Here is a 15,808-nt window from a genome sequence, read left to right on the forward strand (position 1 = left end):
TCTACCGGGGGTGCGCAACTACTTTTCGGGCCCGGGCCTGGCCGTCCGGCCTGCGGGATCCGCTCCCGCGTATCCCCTGTTCGGCCCAGCGGCCCCACGGAGCGGCCGAGGCGCATACAGGGATGATTGGGTTGATACTCGCCGCATGGGCGGAGACGCGACCGCGCCCGTTCCACGGATGGAGGGCGGTGCGGGATGCAGTTCGACGACGACGCCAGTCTCGACAGCTCCGAGGTCAAGGACATGCGGGGCGGCGGCGGCCGCATCCCGGGCGGGAAGGCCACCGTCGGCGGCGGCATCGTCGGTCTGATCGCGCTGGTCATCGGGCTGCTGTTCGGGGTGGGGCCGGACCAGCTGGGGCTGTCCACCGGTGAGCCGGAGCCGACGCCGGTCTCCTCGTCGCTCAACCAGGTACAGCAGGCGTGCAGGTCGGGACGGGACGCGAACACGCGCGAGGACTGCCGGCTGGTGGCGGTCGTCAGGAGCACCCAGGCCTTCTGGAAGCAGGAGTTCGCCAAGCGCGGCGGCCAGTACAGCCCGGCGTCGACCGTGTTCTTCGAGAACCGGGTGAACACCGCGTGCGGGACCGCGAGCGAGGCGGTGGGCCCCTTCTACTGCCCGGCGGACCGGCAGGTGTATCTGGACCTGGGCTTCTTCGACGACCTGCGGACGAAGTTCGGCGCGACCGGCGGCCCCTTCGCCCAGGCCTACGTCGTCGCCCACGAGTACGGGCACCACATCCAGAACCTGACCGGAACCCTGCAGCGGGCCCAGGACGGCCGGGTGGGACCGAACAGCAACGCGGTCAAGGTCGAGCTGCAGGCCGACTGCTACGCCGGGGTGTGGGCGCACAACGCGACGAACGTCGCGGACGCCTCCACCGGTCGCCCGCTGATCAAGTCCTTGACCGAGGCGGACATCAGGGACGGGCTGGACGCGGCGGCCGCGGTCGGCGACGACCGGATCCAGGAGAAGTTCCAGGGCCGGGTGTCCCCGGAGTCCTGGACGCACGGCTCGGCCGAGCAGCGTCAGCAGTGGTTCTACCAGGGCTACCGGACCGGTGACATGGCCCAGTGCAACACCTTCCGCTGACTGTCGGTGACGCCTGCCATGCTGGTGTGACGCGGGTCACCGTCACGAGAGGGAGTGATCGTCCATGGCAGGCGTTCCGTCCATCTGTCCCACCCTGGTCTACCGCGACGCGAAGGCGGCCATCAAGCTGCTGACCGAGGCCTTCGGCTTCAGCCAGGTCGCCGTCTACGAGGGTGAGGACGGCTCGGTGACGCACGCCGAGCTGGCGTACGGCAACGGCATGGTGATGCTGGGCAGCTCGGGCCGGGGCGGGGCCTTCGACAAGGCCATGGAGGGCGCCGGCCCCTCGGGGGTCTATGTCGTGGTCGACGACGTCGACGCCCACCACCGGCGGGCGGTCGAGCACGGCGCGGAGATCGTGATGGAACCCACCGACCAGGACTACGGCTCCCGCGACTACATGGCCCGGGACGCGGAGGGCAACGTCTGGAGCTTCGGGACGTACGCGCCGCAGGTCTGACCCCGACGGCGCGCCCGCCCCCGCCCACGTTCTCCTACGGGGTCACTCGCCACCGGTGTGGACCTGGAAGGCGGCCCGGCGGACCGCCTTGGCCAGCGTCGGGTCGGGGTGGGCCGCGGCGAGCGCGACCAGCACCTGCACCGTGCGCGGATGGCCGACCGCACGGACCTCGTCCAGCAGCCGGGGGACGGTGGTCCGGACGGCGGAGTCCAGGTGGCGGGCGAGCAGCTCGGCCTCGCCGTGGTCGGCGATGGCCGCCGCGGTGTCCACCCAGAGCCAGGTCGACTCCTCGGCGGTCAGGACGTCCTGGGCGTCGTCCGGGTCGACCCCGTCGTGCACGGCGAGCCAGAGCAGGGCGTAGGGGCGCAGGGCGGGTTCGCGTACGGCGGCGCGCACCTCCGGCTCGGCAGGGGCTCCGACCACGCGCAGCGCCTCGAAGGCGAGGCCGCGCAGCAGGGCGTCCTCGCCGCGAGCGGCCTGCAGGAGCTCGGTGACGGCGTGCCCGACGGGCCGGGCGGCGAGCCAGGCCTGGTATTCGGCGCGGGCCGGGCCGGGGGTGAGCCGCGCGCAGCCGTGCAGCATGGCGGCGGCGGACTGCTCGATGTTCCCGGCGGGGCTCTGCGCCGCGACGCAGATCTGCTCCAGCTTGACCCAGACGGCCCAGCTGCCGAGCGGGGTGAGCGTGGCCCGGGCGGGGCCGAGGGTGACGGCGTCCACGGCGGCGAGTCCGCCGAGCGCCCAGCGCAGCAGCCGGGCGAGCGGGACGGGGCGGGCCTCCGCGGAGCCGGCGGCGGACGTCAGCGCCACGGTGGGTTCGGACTCGTAGGGGATCTCGCACCGCTCGTCGCGCAGTTCGGTGACGCGCTGCCCGAGCAGGTCGAGCAGGTCGGGGACGGTCACCGGGCCGGCGGACAGCTGGAGCAGGGAGAGGAGTTGGGGCATCGCCTCGACGACCTCGGCGACGGCAGAGGCGGCGATGTCGGCGGGTGCGGGATGGACCAGCGACCAGGCGTCGAAGAGGGCGACCCAGCCGCGCAGTACGGCGGTGTCGTCGCGGTCCCAGGCGCGCAGCCGCCAGCCGGGTCGGGCGTGGCCGCCGTGCACCTCCACGAGTCCGGCGAGGCGGGCGCGGTCCCAGCCGACCTGGATCTGGCCGTGCGTCAGCCCCAGTTCCTCGGCTGCGCGTTCGACGTCGGACGCGGGCAGGGCGCCCGTGGGGGCGGGCCGGCCGCCGTCCCCGGCGCCGAGGTTGCGTTCGGCCCAGCGGGTCAGGCGTACGGCGTCGGCGAGCGAGGCCCGGGCCCGGTTCGCGAGGTCGGCCGTGGCGGGTGTGCCCGCCGGGGGCCTGGGCGCGGGCCGGGTGCGTCGGTCGGTCACCGCCTTGCGGGCCGCGGCGACGGAGCGCGGCGAGACGAGTCGGAGTCTGGAGTCGCGAGCCAACTGCTCATCAGGCTTTCGGGACGTCACGGAAGCAGTCTCGCCCGTCACTGGCCGAAAGCCCAAACGGAACCGGCCGTTGCCGCCGCTCACCCGCAGTGCAGACCGGGACAAGCCGCCCGTGAGGCCCTGTCCGTCACAGGGCCTTCACATGAAGCCCCTTCACACGCCCGCTCACGAGGGCTTCGGCGCGCGCCTCGACACGGTCTTCACATCAGAGGGGTGAGGAAGCGGCGCAGGGCCTCCTCGTAGCCGGCCGGGTCGGCGTTCCACATCGCGCCGTGCCCGGCCCCGGCCACGGTGTGCAGCGTGACGAGGTCGGGGCGGGCGGCGGCGAGTGCGCGGGAGGGCCCCCAGGGGGCGAGCGTGTCGTCCGGGCCGTGGGCGATCAGTACGGGGACGCGCAGCAGGCCGGGGTCGGCGCCCGCCGGGCCGTGGGCGGCGCGCAGGCCCGTGAGGCCGTCGGCGGCCCGGACGGCCAGCGGCAGCACCACCCGGGGGACGCCGCGTGCCGCGGCGAGCCCCCGCAGGGTGGCGTTCCGGTCGAGCACCGGGGAGTCGAGGACCAGGCCGGAGATCCGGTGGGCCAGCGGCGAGCGCTCGAAGGCGCGCAGGGCCATGGTGGCGCCGGTGGACCAGCCGTACAGGATCACGCGGCGGGCTCCGTAGCGCAGGGCGTAGCGGATGGCGGCGTCCAGGTCACGCCATTCCGATTCGCCGAGGTGGCCGAGGCCGTCCGGGGAGGCGGGGGCGCCCAGGTCGCCCCGGTAGCCGAGGTCCAGGACGGGCAGCTGGTGGCGGTGCAGGAAGGGGATGACCACCATCGGGTGCTCACGGCTACCGCCGAGCCCGTGCACGGTGATCACCCAGGTGTCCCGGGCGGCGGGCAGGAACCATGCGGGCAGGGCGCCGAGCTCCCCGGGGATGTCCACGTCGGCGTGGTCGAGCCCGAGGGCGGTGCGCGGGTTGCCCACGTACACCTGGGGGGTGAGGGAGACCCGGGTCCCGGCTTCGAGGGTGCCGTGGCTGACGGAGACGAGCCGCCGTACGACCGCGTCCGGGCCGGGGTCGGCGCCCGGGACCACGGGTCCGACGACGGCGTGCACGCCGGGTGCGACCAGGCCGTACGTACCGGGTCGCAGGGAGGCGAGCGAGCGGGTCAGCGTGATCCGGCCGTCGGCCACGGAGTGGACGCTGAGCCGTCCGCCGGGCAGGGGGCGTCCGGGTTCGGGCCGCAGGGCCGCGTCGGCGGCGTGCCTGCCGATGACGACGGCGGCCGCGCCGGCACCCAGCAGAGTCGTGGTGACGGCCGCTGCCGTCGCTGTCGCGGTACGCACTGCTCCAGTGTCGGGTCGGGTCCTTCGGCGGGCCACCGGAGCAGATCCCTCCGCCGGCGGCGCGAGCCGGTCCGTCGTCGAGTGATCTGGGTCTCTTTCGGCGCTCCGGAGGTGGAGTCGGACGCGTGCGGGACACGCTCCGGAGGTACTCATTCACCGGGCTTTGACGTGCATTAATGGCGTTATGTCCGCAAGAATCAGGACGAATGACCCGATCACACCCCGCGCCAGTACACCGCTCCGCCTGCGCCAGTTCATCTTCCGTTCACCCAGATTGCCTACGGTCGCCGAGCCACTGACGTCAAACAGAAGCCTGGGTAAATGGAGCACATAACGCTTCTCCTCGGGATCGTGATCATCACCGCTCTCGTGTTCGACTTCACGAACGGTTTCCACGACACAGCCAACGCGATGGCTACCACCATCTCGACCGGCGCCCTCAAGCCCAAGACGGCGGTGGCCATGTCCGCCGTGCTCAACCTCGTCGGCGCGTTCATGTCCGTGGAGGTCGCCAAGACGATCTCCAAGGGCCTGGTCAACGAAGAAGGCATCCAGCCAGAGGTGATCTTCGCCGCCCTGGTCGGAGCGATCCTCTGGAACCTCGTCACCTGGCTGGTCGGTCTCCCCTCCAGCTCCTCGCACGCCCTGATGGGCGGCCTGATCGGCGCCGCGGTCGCCTCCGCCGGCATCGGCGCGGTCAACGGCAGCGTCGTCGTGACCAAGGTCCTCATCCCCGCGATCGCCGCCCCGCTGGTGGCCGGCATCGCCGCGTACCTGGCCGCCAAGCTCACCTACAAGCTGGGTGACAAGGTCGGCGAGAAGACCTCCGCCAAGGGTTACCGCGCCGGGCAGATCGCCTCGGCCGGTCTCGTCTCCCTCGCGCACGGCACCAACGACGCGCAGAAGACGATGGGCATCATCACCCTGGCCCTCATCGCCGGCGGCGCGATCGCGCCCGACGCGAACCCGCCGGTCTGGGTCATCGTCTCCGCCGGTATGGCCATCGCGATGGGCACCTACCTGGGCGGCTGGCGCATCATCCGCACCATGGGCACCGGCCTGACCGACCTGCAGCCGCAGCAGGGCTTCGCCGCCCAGACCTCGGCCGCGTCCGTCATCCTCGCCTCCTCGAACCTCGGCTTCTCGCTCTCCACGACCCACGCGTGCTCCGGCGCCGTCATGGGTTCGGGCCTGGGCCGCAAGGGCGGTGTGGTCCGCTGGTCCACCGCGACCCGCATGTTCGCCGCCTGGGGCCTGACCCTGCCGGCCGCCGCGCTGGTCTCGGCCGGTGCCGAGCTGGTCATGCGTTCCGGTGACATCGGCATCGCCGCCGTCACCGTCTTCCTGGTCGCCTCCTGCTTCGCCATCTGGGTCATCTCCCGCCGCCAGGTCGTCGACCACCACAACGTCAACGACGTGGAGTCGGCCGCCGCGGAGGAGCCGGGTGTCGTCACCACGGCGATCGCCGCCGTCACCGTCCCGCCGACCGTCGCGGCGGCCGGTCCGTCCGTGGCGGTCGCCGGTACGACCGCCGCGGTCACGGACGAGGACCTCAAGGCCACCATCCCGGCCGAGACGACCGCCCCGACGACCGCCCCGGCTCCCGCCGCCGCGGTCTGACCGAGACATACAGAGGAAAACGGCAGTATGAAGATCGACTGGGAAGCACTCGGCTCCGTCTTCGGGGTCAGCCTCTCCGCCACCGTCGCCCTCGTGGCCCTCTTCACCCTGGGCCTGGTGGGCCTGTCCAAGCACGAGGCCGCCACCGAGCAGGGCGGCACCGCCACCCTCGCCCGCACCGGCGCGTACCTCTGCTTCACGCTCGTCGCGGCGGCCGTGACGTACGGGATCTACCTGATCGTCGCCTGATCCACCGCCGTAGGGCGGGTCGGGTGCGAAGGCTCCCTCCGGGTTTGTCCCGGGGGGAGCTTTCGCGTTCCCTCCCGCACCCTCCGTCCGCGCCGCACCGCAGGTCAACGGCGAGTTGACGGGCGTTCGAGCTGCGTGGTGGACTGCCCGAGCCAATACGGCGGCATGGAGAGGAAGTCCGGTGCGAATCCGGCGCGGTCCCGCCACTGTCACCGCAACCGCACGCCGCGCGTGCGGTTCCGGGAGCCAGGAACTCTCGCCGCCGGACACGTCGAACCAGGGCGCGGACCCTGAGTGAGGACATACCTGCCACCATGCGTGCCGATCGCGTCTTCGCGTACGGCGCCACGGCGGGCCTGATCGGCGACCGGATCCTCGGGGATCCGCGCCGAGGGCACCCCGTGGCCGCCTTCGGACGGGCCGCCGCCGCCGTCGAACGCTCCCTGTGGCGCGACGACCGCGCCCGGGGACTCCTGCACACCCTGGTGTGCGCCGGGGGCGCGGCCGCCGTCGGAGCGCTGGGCGCCCGCGCCGTGCGCTCCCGGCCCGCGGCCGCCCGTATCGCCCTGACCGCCGCCGCCACCTGGGCCGTCGTGGGCGGCACCTCGCTGGGCCGGGAGGCCCGCGCCATCGGCGGCGCGCTCGCCGCCGGGGACATCGAGGTGGCCCGGGAGCGGCTGCCCCACCTGTGCGGGCGCGACCCGCAGGCCCTGGACGGGCAGCAGATGGCCCGCGCCGTCGTGGAGTCCGTCGCCGAGAACACCTCTGACGCGGTGGTGGGGGCCCTCGTGTGGGGCGCCGTCGCCGGAGTCCCCGGACTGCTGGCCTTCCGCGCCGTGAACACCCTGGACGCGATGGTCGGCCACAAGTCCCCCCGCTACCTGCGCTACGGCTGGGCCTCCGCCCGGCTCGACGACCTGGCCGGCTGGCCGGGGGCCCGGCTGACGGCGGTCGCCGCCGTACTGGCGGGCCCCGACCGGCGGGGCGCCGTACGGGCCTGGCGCGCGGACGCCGCCGCGCACCCGAGCCCGAACGCCGGCCCCGTGGAGGCCTCCTTCGCCGGGGCGCTGGGCGTCAGACTGGGCGGAACCCTCGCGTACGGCGGCCGGGTCGAGCACCGGGCCGTGCTGAACGGCGGGGCGGGGCGGCCGGTGGAGGTCGCGGACATCGAGCGGGCGGTACGGCTGTCGCGGCAGGTGACCTGGCTGGCCCTGGGCGCCTGCGTGGCGGCGCGGACTCTGGTGGCACGAGTACGAGGGGGACGCGCATGAGCGGCGCGAAGCGTGGCGGGGGCCTGCTGGTCGCGGGCACGACGTCGGACGCGGGCAAGAGCGTGGTCACGGCGGGCATCTGCCGTTGGCTGGCCCGGCAGGGTGTGAAGGTGGCGCCGTTCAAGGCGCAGAACATGTCGCTGAACTCCTTCGTGACGCTGGAGGGCGCCGAGATCGGGCGCGCCCAGGCGATGCAGGCCCAGGCGGCCCGTGTGGAGCCGACCGCGCTGATGAACCCGGTGCTGCTCAAGCCCGGCAGTGACCGCAGCAGCCAGGTGGTGCTGCTGGGCAAGCCGGTGGGCGAGATGAGTGCCCGCGGCTACCACGGAGGGCGTCAGGAGCAGTTGCTCGGCATCGTCACGGACTGCCTGGAGCAGCTACGGGGCACGTATGACGCCGTGATCTGCGAGGGGGCGGGGAGTCCGGCCGAGATCAACCTGCGCCGGACCGACATCGTGAACATGGGCATCGCGCGCGCCGCGCGGTTCCCGGTGGTCGTGGTCGGGGACATCGACCGGGGCGGGGTCTTCGCGTCCTTCTTCGGGACGACGGCGCTGCTCTCCCCCGAGGACCAGTCCCTGATCGCCGGCTACCTGGTCAACAAGTTCCGCGGCGACGTGTCGCTGCTGGAGCCGGGCATGGAGATGCTGCGCGGCCTGACGGGCCGGGCCACGTACGGGGTGCTGCCGTTCCAGCACGGCCTGGGCATCGACGAGGAGGACGGCCTGCGGGTCTCCCTGCGCGGTGCGGTACGCGAGTCCGTGGTGGCGCCGCCGGTGGGCGAGGACGTCCTGCGGGTCGCGGTGTGCGCCGTGCCACTGATGTCGAACTTCACGGACGTGGACGCGCTCGCGGCGGAGCCGGGGGTCGTGGTGCGGTTCGTGGACCGGGCCGAGGAGCTGGCCGACGCGGACCTGGTCGTCGTACCGGGCACCCGGGGCACGGTGAAGGCCCTGGAGTGGCTGCGGGAACGCGGACTCGCGGACGCCCTCGTACGGCGGGCCGCGGAGGGGCGGCCGGTGCTGGGCATCTGCGGCGGGTTCCAACTGCTGGGCGAGCGGATCTCGGACGAGGTCGAATCCCGGGCGGGCGAGGTCGACGGCCTCGGGCTGCTCCCCGTACGGGTCCGCTTCGAGCGGGAGAAGACCCTGGCCCGGCCGGTGGGTTCGGCACTGGGCGAGGACGTCGCGGGCTACGAGATCCACCACGGCGTGGCCGAGGTGCTCGGCGGCGAGGCCTTCCTGGACGGCTGCCGCGTCGGGTCGGTGTGGGGCACCCACTGGCACGGGTCGCTGGAGTCGGACGGCTTCCGCCGGGCGTTCCTGCGGGAGGTGGCCTCGGCCGCCGGACGGCGCTTCGTCCCGGCGCCGGACACCTCGTTCGGCGCGCTGCGGGAGGAGCAGCTGGACCTGCTCGGCGACCTGATCGAGGAACACGCGGACACCGCGGCGCTGCTGCGGCTGATCGAGGGCGGAGCCCCCGCGAGCCTGCCCTTCCTGCCGCCGGGCGCGCCGTGACGGGCGGTGCGCCGCGGGCGGCCCTCCCCTCCCCGCCCCTTCCCGGAACCGGGCGCTGCCCGGCCCCGGTCCGCGATCGCCGGACGGGCCTCGAACACCGGCCCCGCCGGCGTTCGAGGCGCGGGGTCCGGGGCGGAGTCCCGGGGAGCGGGCGGCCCGCCGCACCGGTGCCCCGGCCCGGGGCCGACCCGTACGACCGCGATCGCCCGCACGCACAGACCCGCACTCGCACTCGCATCCGCACCCGCACCCGCACCCGCCCGAAGAAAGGCACCGCATGAGCACCCCCTATCCGTTCACCGCAGTGGTCGGCCAGAACGACCTGCGGCTGGCGCTCCTGCTCAACGCCGTGAGCCCAGCGGTCGGTGGTGTGCTCGTGCGCGGTGAGAAGGGGACCGCCAAGTCCACCGCCGTCCGTGCACTGTCCGCACTGCTGCCGCAGGTGGACGTCGTCTCGGGCTGCCGGTTCAGCTGCGCGCCCACGACGCCGGACCCGGCCTGCCCGGACGGCCCGCACGAGTCCGGCCCTGGTGGAGTCCGGCCCGCCCGCATGGTGGAGCTGCCGGTCGGCGCGTCCGAGGACCGCCTCGTCGGAGCCCTCGACATCGAACGGGCCCTCGCCGAGGGTGTGAAGGCCTTCGAGCCCGGCCTGCTCGCCGACGCCCACCGCGGGATCCTCTACGTGGACGAGGTGAATCTGCTCCACGACCACCTGATCGACCTGTTGCTGGACGCCGCCGCGATGGGCGCCTCCTACGTCGAGCGCGAGGGCGTCTCCGTGCGCCACGCCGCCCGGTTCCTGCTCGTCGGCACGATGAACCCCGAAGAGGGCGAGCTCCGCCCGCAGCTCCTCGACCGGTTCGGGCTCACCGTCGAGGTGGCCGCCTCCCGCGAACCCGCGCAGCGCGTCGAGGTGGTCCGTCGCCGGCTCGCCTACGAGGACGACCCCGCCGGGTTCGCGACCCGCTGGGCCGGGGACGAGCACGAGGTCCGCGCCCGGGTGGTGGCCGCGCGGGCGCTGCTCCCGAAGGTCTCGCTCGGCGACACCGCGCTCCTGCAGATCGCGGCGACCTGCGCCGGGTTCGAGGTCGACGGGATGCGGGCGGACATCGTGATGGCGCGGACCGCGACGGCGCTGGCCGCCTGGGCCGGGCGGACCGAGGTACGGAAGGAAGACGTCCGGCAGGCGGCCCTGCTGGCGCTCCCCCACCGGCGGCGCCGCAACCCGTTCGACGCGCCCGGGCTCGACGAGGACATGCTCGACCGGATCCTGGACGAGTTCCCCGACGAGGACCCCGAGCCGGAGCCGGAGCCCGAGGGCCCTGACGACGGCGGTCCCGAGGACGGCGGTCCCGACGGCGGGCCCGGTGGCACGCCCCCGCGGGGCGACGGGTCCCAGGACCCGGGCGCCCCGGCCGACACCCCCGAGGCCCCCGAGGCGCCCGAGACCGGCGAGGCCCCCGCGGAGGCCCCCGAGTCTCCGCAGCCCGCCGCCCAGGAAGCCACCGGGCCCGAGCAGGCCGCGGTGCGTGCCGCCGAGCCGTTCCGGACCAAGATGCTCAGCGTGCCCGGCCTCGGCGAAGGCGCGTCCGGACGCCGGTCCCGCGCCCGCACCGCCCACGGCCGCACCACCGGAGCCCAGCGCCCGCGCGGGCACCTGACGAAGCTGCACCTGGCCGCGACCATCCAGGCCGCCGCCCCGCACCAGAAGGCGCGCGGCCGTGACGGGCGCGGGCTCGTGATCCGCAAGGACGATCTGCGGCAGGCCACGCGGGAGGGCCGCGAGGGCAACCTCGTCCTCTTCGTCGTCGACGCCTCCGGCTCCATGGCAGCCCGGCAGCGCATGAGCGCGGTCAAGGGCGCCGTGCTGTCGCTGCTCCTGGACGCGTACCAGCGCCGGGACAAGGTCGGCCTGATCACCTTCCGGGGTGCCACGGCCGAGCTCGCCCTGCCGCCGACCTCCTCGGTGGACGCGGCGGCGGCCCGGCTGGAGCAGCTGCCGACGGGGGGCCGCACCCCACTGGCCGCCGGACTGCTGAAGGCCCACGAGGTGCTGCGGATCGAGCGGCTCCGGGATCCCTCGCGGCGGCCGCTGCTCGTGGTGGTCACCGACGGGCGGGCCACCTCGGCCGGGAACCTCGGGGGCCGTACGGACAGCAGCCCGCGGGAGCTCGCGGGGCACAGCGCGCGGCTGTTGCAGGCCGGGGGGGTCGCCTCGGTGGTCGTGGACTGCGAGTCCGGGCCGGTCCGGCTGGGGCTGGCCGGCGTACTGGCCCGTGACCTCGGCGGGCCCGCCGTCACGCTGGACGGTCTGCGGGCCGACTCGCTGGCCGGGCTCGTGAAGAACGTACGTACCGCGGTGGCATCCACCGCTTCATCCGACAGCAGCAGCAACAGGAGGGCCGCGTAATGCCTCAGGGACAGCCGTCCGTCGTTCCGGACGACGGGCTCACGACGCGCCAGCGCCGTAACCGTCCGCTGGTCTTCGTCCACACCGGCCCCGGCAAGGGCAAGTCCACGGCGGCCTTCGGGCTGGCGCTGCGCGCCTGGAACCAGGGCTGGCCGATCGGGGTGTTCCAGTTCGTCAAGTCGGCGAAGTGGAAGGTCGGCGAGGAGAACGCGCTCAAGGTGCTCGGCGCCTCCGGCGAGGGCGGCTCCGTCGTCTGGCACAAGATGGGCGAGGGCTGGTCCTGGGTCCAGCGGGACGCGCAGCTCGACAACGAGCAGGCGGCCAAGGAAGGCTGGGAGCAGGTCAAGCGCGATCTGGCCGCCGAGACGCACAAGCTGTACGTGCTGGACGAGTTCGCCTACCCGATGCACTGGGGCTGGATCGACGTCGACGAGGTCATCGAGGTGCTGCGGAACCGTCCCGGCACGCAGCACGTGGTGATCACGGGCCGCAACGCGCCGGAGAAGCTGGTGGAGTTCGCGGACCTCGTCACCGAGATGACCAAGGTCAAGCACCCGATGGACACGGGGCAGAAGGGCCAGAAGGGCATCGAGTGGTGACTTCGTACCGCTGCGACGTGCCGCGTCTGGTCATCGCCGCTCCCTCGTCGGGCAGCGGCAAGACCACCGTGGCCACGGGCCTGATGGCGGCCTTCGCGGAGCGCGGCCTCGCCGTGTCCCCGCACAAGGCCGGGCCCGACTACATCGACCCCGGCTACCACGCGCTGGCCACCGGCCGGCCGGGGCGCAACCTCGACGCCTTCATGTGCGGGCCGGACCTGGTCGCCCCGCTGTTCGCGCACGGGGCGGCCGGGTGCGATCTGGCCGTGGTCGAGGGTGTCATGGGGCTCTACGACGGCGCCGCGGGCCGGGGTGAGTTGGCGTCGACGGCGCAGGTCGCGAAGTTGCTGCGGGCACCGGTGGTGCTGGTGGTCGACGCCTCCTCGCAGTCGCGGTCGGTGGCGGCGCTGGTGCACGGCTTCGCGTCCTTCGACCCGCAGGTGCGCCTCGGCGGGGTGATCCTGAACAAGGTCGGCTCCGACCGGCACGAGGTGATGCTGCGGGAGGCCCTGGAGGAGGCGGGGATGCCGGTGCTCGGCGTCCTGCGGCGGGCGCCGCAGGTCGCCACGCCCTCGCGCCACCTGGGGCTGGTCCCGGTGGCCGAGCGGCACACCGACGCGCTGGCCTCGGTGTCGGCGCTGGCCGCGCAGGTCCGGGCGGGCTGCGACCTGGACGCCCTGATGGCCCTGGCCCGCACGGCCCCGCCCTTGGACTGCGAGGCCTGGTCGCCCGAACGATCCCTGGCGGCCGCCGGCGCTCGTGACTCCGCGGAACTCGAACCGGTCGGCGGCGCCCCGGTCAGCGGCGCCCCGGGCGACGGCGCCGCGCCGGTGATCGCGGTCGCCGGCGGCGCCGCGTTCACGTTCTCCTACGCCGAACACACCGAGCTGCTCACCGCCGCCGGGGCGGAGGTCGTCACCTTCGACCCCCTGCGGGACGAGGCGCTCCCGCCCGGTACCGGCGGCCTGGTGATAGGCGGCGGCTTCCCGGAGATGTACGCGCCCGAACTGTCCGCCAACGAGCCGCTCCGGGCGGCCGTCGCCGCCTTCGCGGCGGCGGGCGGCCCGGTCGCCGCCGAGTGCGCGGGGCTGCTCTACCTCGGCCGGTCGCTGGACGGGAAGCCCATGTGCGGGGTGCTCGACGCCGACGCGCGGATGTCGGAACGCCTCACCCTCGGCTACCGCGAAGCGGTGGCGGTGTCCGACAGCGCGCTCGCGCGGGCCGGGACCCGGCTGCGTGGGCACGAGTTCCACCGGACGGTGATCGAGCCGGGCGCCGGAGCGTCCCCGGCCTGGGGGTTCACGCACCCGGAGCGCCGCGTGGAGGGCTTCGTGCAGCAGGGCGTGCACGCCAGCTACCTGCACACGCACTGGGCGGCGGAGCCGTCCGTCGCCCGCCGCTTCACGGAAGCCGCGGCAGCACGGCGGTGACCTCCGTCCCCGGCCGGCGCTCAGTCCGCGATGCCCACCACCAGCCAGATCCCGGCCACGCCGCCCACCGTGCACATCAGCGTGGACAGGGCGGGGTGCTTGTGGTGGGCCTCGGGGAGGATCTCGGCGGACGCGAGGTACAGCAGGACGCCTCCGAAGAAGCCGAGGTACGCGCCGAGGGGTTCCTCCGGAAGGGTGAACAGCAGAGTGGACGCCGCGCCCACGACGGGGGCGACGGCGTCCGCGAAGAGCATGATCAGGGCCTTGCGGCGGTCGTTCCCGTACAGGCTGGTGAGCGTGTAGGTGTTGAAGCCGTCGGCGAAGTCGTGCGTGATGACGGCCAGCGCCACGGCCACACCCATCCCCCCGCCGACCTGGAAGGCCGCGCCCAGGGCCACCCCGTCGGCGAGGCTGTGGCCGACCATGGCCGCGGCCGCGGTGAGCCCGACCTGCGGCACCCGGGCGCCGTCCTCGGCGCCGTGCGCGGCCTGGCGGACCGCCAGCAGCCGTTCCACGACGTGCGCGACCAGGAACCCGGCCACGAAGAGCAGCAGGGCGAGCGGGACACCGAACACCTCGTCGCCCGCCGCGTGGAGGGCCTCCGGGAGCAGGTCGAGGCCGACGACGCCGAGCATCAGCCCGCCGGCCAGGCCCAGCACGAGGTGGCGGCGGTCGGTGACGCGCTGCGCCGCCCATCCGCCCGCCAGGGTCATCAGGAACGCGCCCAGCGCCACGATCACGGCCATGCGCCCCTGAATACAGACTCCTCGGCCCGCGCGCACGTACGCGCGCGGGTGGGTAGGCGGCGGAGTGTTGACGAACGCCCGGTGCCGGTGATGTATCGGTGGCAGTGACGGTGACGGTGACTACGGAGGGAGGGCCCCCGGTGGGCGAGTACACGACGCAGGTGGTGGTCGGGGTCGGCGGACGCGCGGGGGTCTCCGTCGCGGAGGTCTGCGCCCTGGTCGAGGAGACGCTGCGGGGGGCCGGGCTGGCCGTGGGGGCGGTGACGGCGCTGGCCACGGTGGAGGCGAAGGCGGGCGAGCCGGGGATCACGGGTGCGGCGGAACGTTTCGGCGTCCCCCTGGTGAGCTACCCCGCCGACCGACTGGCCGCCGTCACCGTGCCGCATCCCTCGGAGGCCGCGCGTGCCGCCACGGGGACCCCCTCGGTGGCGGAGGCCGCCGCCCTCGCGGGCGGCGGGGAACTCCTCGTACCCAAGCGGCGGTCGGTGGCCGCGACCTGCGCCGTGGCCACGGCGCACACGCACGACCTGCGCCACCACGGGGACGCCGAGGTGATCGACGCGGGCTCCGCCTTGGTGGACCTGGCCGTCAACGTACGGGCGGACACGCCCCCGGACTGGCTCAAGCAGCGGATCGCCGCCTCCCTCGGGGATCTCGCCGCATACCCCGACGGGCGGCCCGCCCGCGCCGCGGTGGCGGCTCGGCACGGGCTGCCGGTCGAGCGGGTGCTGTTGACGGCCGGGGCCGCGGAGGCCTTCGTACTGATCGCCCGGGCCCTGGGAGCCGTGCGGCCGGTGGTGGTGCATCCGCAGTTCACCGAGCCGGAGGCCGCGCTGCGGGACGCCGGGCACCAGGTCGAGCGCGTGGTGCTGCGGGCGGCGGACGGCTTCCGGCTGGACCCGGCGGCCGTGCCCGAGGACGCGGACCTCGTGGTGATCGGCAATCCGACCAACCCGACGTCCGTGCTGCACCCGGCCGGAACCCTCTCCGCGCTGGCCCGGCCGGGCCGGATCCTGGTCGTGGACGAGGCGTTCATGGACGCGGTCCCGGGCGAGCGGGAGGCCCTGGCGGGACGGATGGACCTGCCGGGGCTGGTGGTGCTGCGGAGCCTGACCAAGACGTGGGGGCTGGCGGGGCTGCGGATCGGCTACGTACTGGCCGAGCCCGAGGTGATCGCGAAGCTGGCGGCCGCGCAGCCGCTGTGGCCGGTCTCGACCCCGGCGTTGGTCGCGGCCGAGGCCTGTATGGCCCCGGCGGCGCTGGCCGAGGCCGAGGAGGCGGCCCGGCGGATCGCGGTGGACCGGGCGCACCTGCTGGCCGGGCTCGCGGAGTTCGACGAGGTGACGTCCGTCGGGGTGGCGGAGGGGCCGTTCGTCCTGATCCGGGTGGCGGGCGGGGCCGAGGTCCGCACCCGGTTGCGCGCCCTCGGCTTCGCCGTCCGTCGCGGGGACACCTTCCCGGGGCTGGACCACTCCTGGCTGCGGCTGGCGGTGCGCGACCGGGCGACGACGGGCCGGCTGCTCCAGGCCATGGACCACGCCCTCGCACTGGTCGCGCGCTGAACGCGCGCCGCGCAGCACCCGTCTGACCTGCGGTCGTCACCGAGCGCCGATCATGCGATCACCCGTTCGACCCCCTAC

General features: G+C 74.3%; 12 protein-coding genes, 1 pseudogene and 1 riboswitch. Of the genes and pseudogenes, 10 read left to right on the forward strand and 3 right to left on the reverse strand.

Translation table 11 applies throughout. The features are described from left to right. Positions 1-195 precede the first annotated feature (195 nt). A complete protein-coding gene (locus tag ACGFYY_RS19040) occupies positions 196-1,092 on the forward strand; it encodes a neutral zinc metallopeptidase (RefSeq protein WP_393710721.1) in 897 nt (298 codons plus the stop codon). Positions 1,093-1,156: 64 nt separating this feature from the next. Beyond that, positions 1,157-1,552 (forward strand): VOC family protein, encoded by a 396-nt coding sequence (locus tag ACGFYY_RS19045; RefSeq protein ID WP_393710723.1) that lies wholly within the window; start codon positions 1,157-1,159, stop codon positions 1,550-1,552. Between the two features lie 42 nt (positions 1,553-1,594). On the opposite strand, the gene ACGFYY_RS19050 is transcribed toward ACGFYY_RS19045, so the two are convergent. Both ACGFYY_RS19050 and ACGFYY_RS19055 read right to left on the reverse strand, forming a co-directional pair. Beyond that, the gene (locus ACGFYY_RS19050) at positions 1,595-3,019 is read right to left on the reverse strand and encodes a hypothetical protein (RefSeq protein ID WP_393710726.1); all 1,425 of its coding nucleotides are present in this window, start codon (positions 3,017-3,019) and stop codon (positions 1,595-1,597) included. A 179-nt stretch (positions 3,020-3,198) separates the two neighbouring features. Beyond that, entirely contained in the window at positions 3,199-4,326 is a 1,128-nt protein-coding gene (locus tag ACGFYY_RS19055) for an alpha/beta hydrolase (RefSeq protein WP_393710728.1), read from the reverse strand. A gap of 321 nt (positions 4,327-4,647) precedes the next feature. On the opposite strand from ACGFYY_RS19055, the gene ACGFYY_RS19060 reads away from it, so the two are divergent. The 7 genes and pseudogenes from ACGFYY_RS19060 (at position 4,648) to ACGFYY_RS19090 (ending at position 13,422) form a co-directional block, all read left to right on the forward strand. Further along, positions 4,648-5,946, forward strand: a complete 1,299-nt coding sequence (locus ACGFYY_RS19060) for an anion permease (RefSeq protein WP_393710730.1) — start codon at positions 4,648-4,650, stop codon at positions 5,944-5,946. Between the two features lie 27 nt (positions 5,947-5,973). After that, positions 5,974-6,195, forward strand: a complete 222-nt coding sequence (locus ACGFYY_RS19065; RefSeq protein ID WP_365265562.1) for a hypothetical protein — start codon at positions 5,974-5,976, stop codon at positions 6,193-6,195. 169 nt (positions 6,196-6,364) lie between these two features. Then, positions 6,365-6,451: riboswitch (cobalamin riboswitch) on the forward strand. Positions 6,452-6,509: 58 nt separating this feature from the next. Then, positions 6,510-7,466: a cobalamin biosynthesis protein gene (locus ACGFYY_RS19070; protein ID WP_393710733.1), complete on the forward strand. Its 957-nt coding sequence runs from the start codon at positions 6,510-6,512 to the stop codon at positions 7,464-7,466. Then, a pseudogene (locus ACGFYY_RS19075) lies at positions 7,463-9,071 on the forward strand (cobyric acid synthase); the annotation flags it as partial. The gene ACGFYY_RS19070 and the pseudogene ACGFYY_RS19075, both read left to right, overlap by 4 nt. Before the next feature lie 189 nt (positions 9,072-9,260). Continuing rightward, positions 9,261-11,393, forward strand: coding sequence for a putative cobaltochelatase (locus tag ACGFYY_RS19080; RefSeq protein WP_393710911.1), 2,133 nt, complete (start codon positions 9,261-9,263; stop codon positions 11,391-11,393). Further along, the gene (cobO, locus tag ACGFYY_RS19085; protein ID WP_030013115.1) at positions 11,393-11,992 is read left to right on the forward strand and encodes a cob(I)yrinic acid a,c-diamide adenosyltransferase; all 600 of its coding nucleotides are present in this window, start codon (positions 11,393-11,395) and stop codon (positions 11,990-11,992) included. Before ACGFYY_RS19080 ends, cobO begins: the two co-directional genes overlap by 1 nt. Before the next feature lie 17 nt (positions 11,993-12,009). Continuing rightward, complete coding sequence (locus tag ACGFYY_RS19090) at positions 12,010-13,422, forward strand: cobyrinate a,c-diamide synthase (protein WP_393710736.1); 1,413 nt, start codon at positions 12,010-12,012, stop codon at positions 13,420-13,422. Between the two features lie 20 nt (positions 13,423-13,442). On the opposite strand, the gene ACGFYY_RS19095 is transcribed toward ACGFYY_RS19090, so the two are convergent. Continuing rightward, positions 13,443-14,168, reverse strand: a complete 726-nt coding sequence (locus tag ACGFYY_RS19095) for a ZIP family metal transporter (RefSeq protein WP_109782245.1) — start codon at positions 14,166-14,168, stop codon at positions 13,443-13,445. A 140-nt stretch (positions 14,169-14,308) separates the two neighbouring features. Between ACGFYY_RS19095 and cobC the strand changes: the two genes are divergently transcribed. Continuing rightward, positions 14,309-15,730: an Rv2231c family pyridoxal phosphate-dependent protein CobC gene (cobC, locus tag ACGFYY_RS19100; RefSeq protein ID WP_393710738.1), complete on the forward strand. Its 1,422-nt coding sequence runs from the start codon at positions 14,309-14,311 to the stop codon at positions 15,728-15,730. Positions 15,731-15,808: the final 78 nt, after the last annotated feature.

The sequence above is a fragment of the Streptomyces sp. NPDC048331 genome, from assembly GCF_043201215.1.
In the GTDB taxonomy this organism is placed as follows: Bacteria; Actinomycetota; Actinomycetes; order Streptomycetales; family Streptomycetaceae; genus Streptomyces.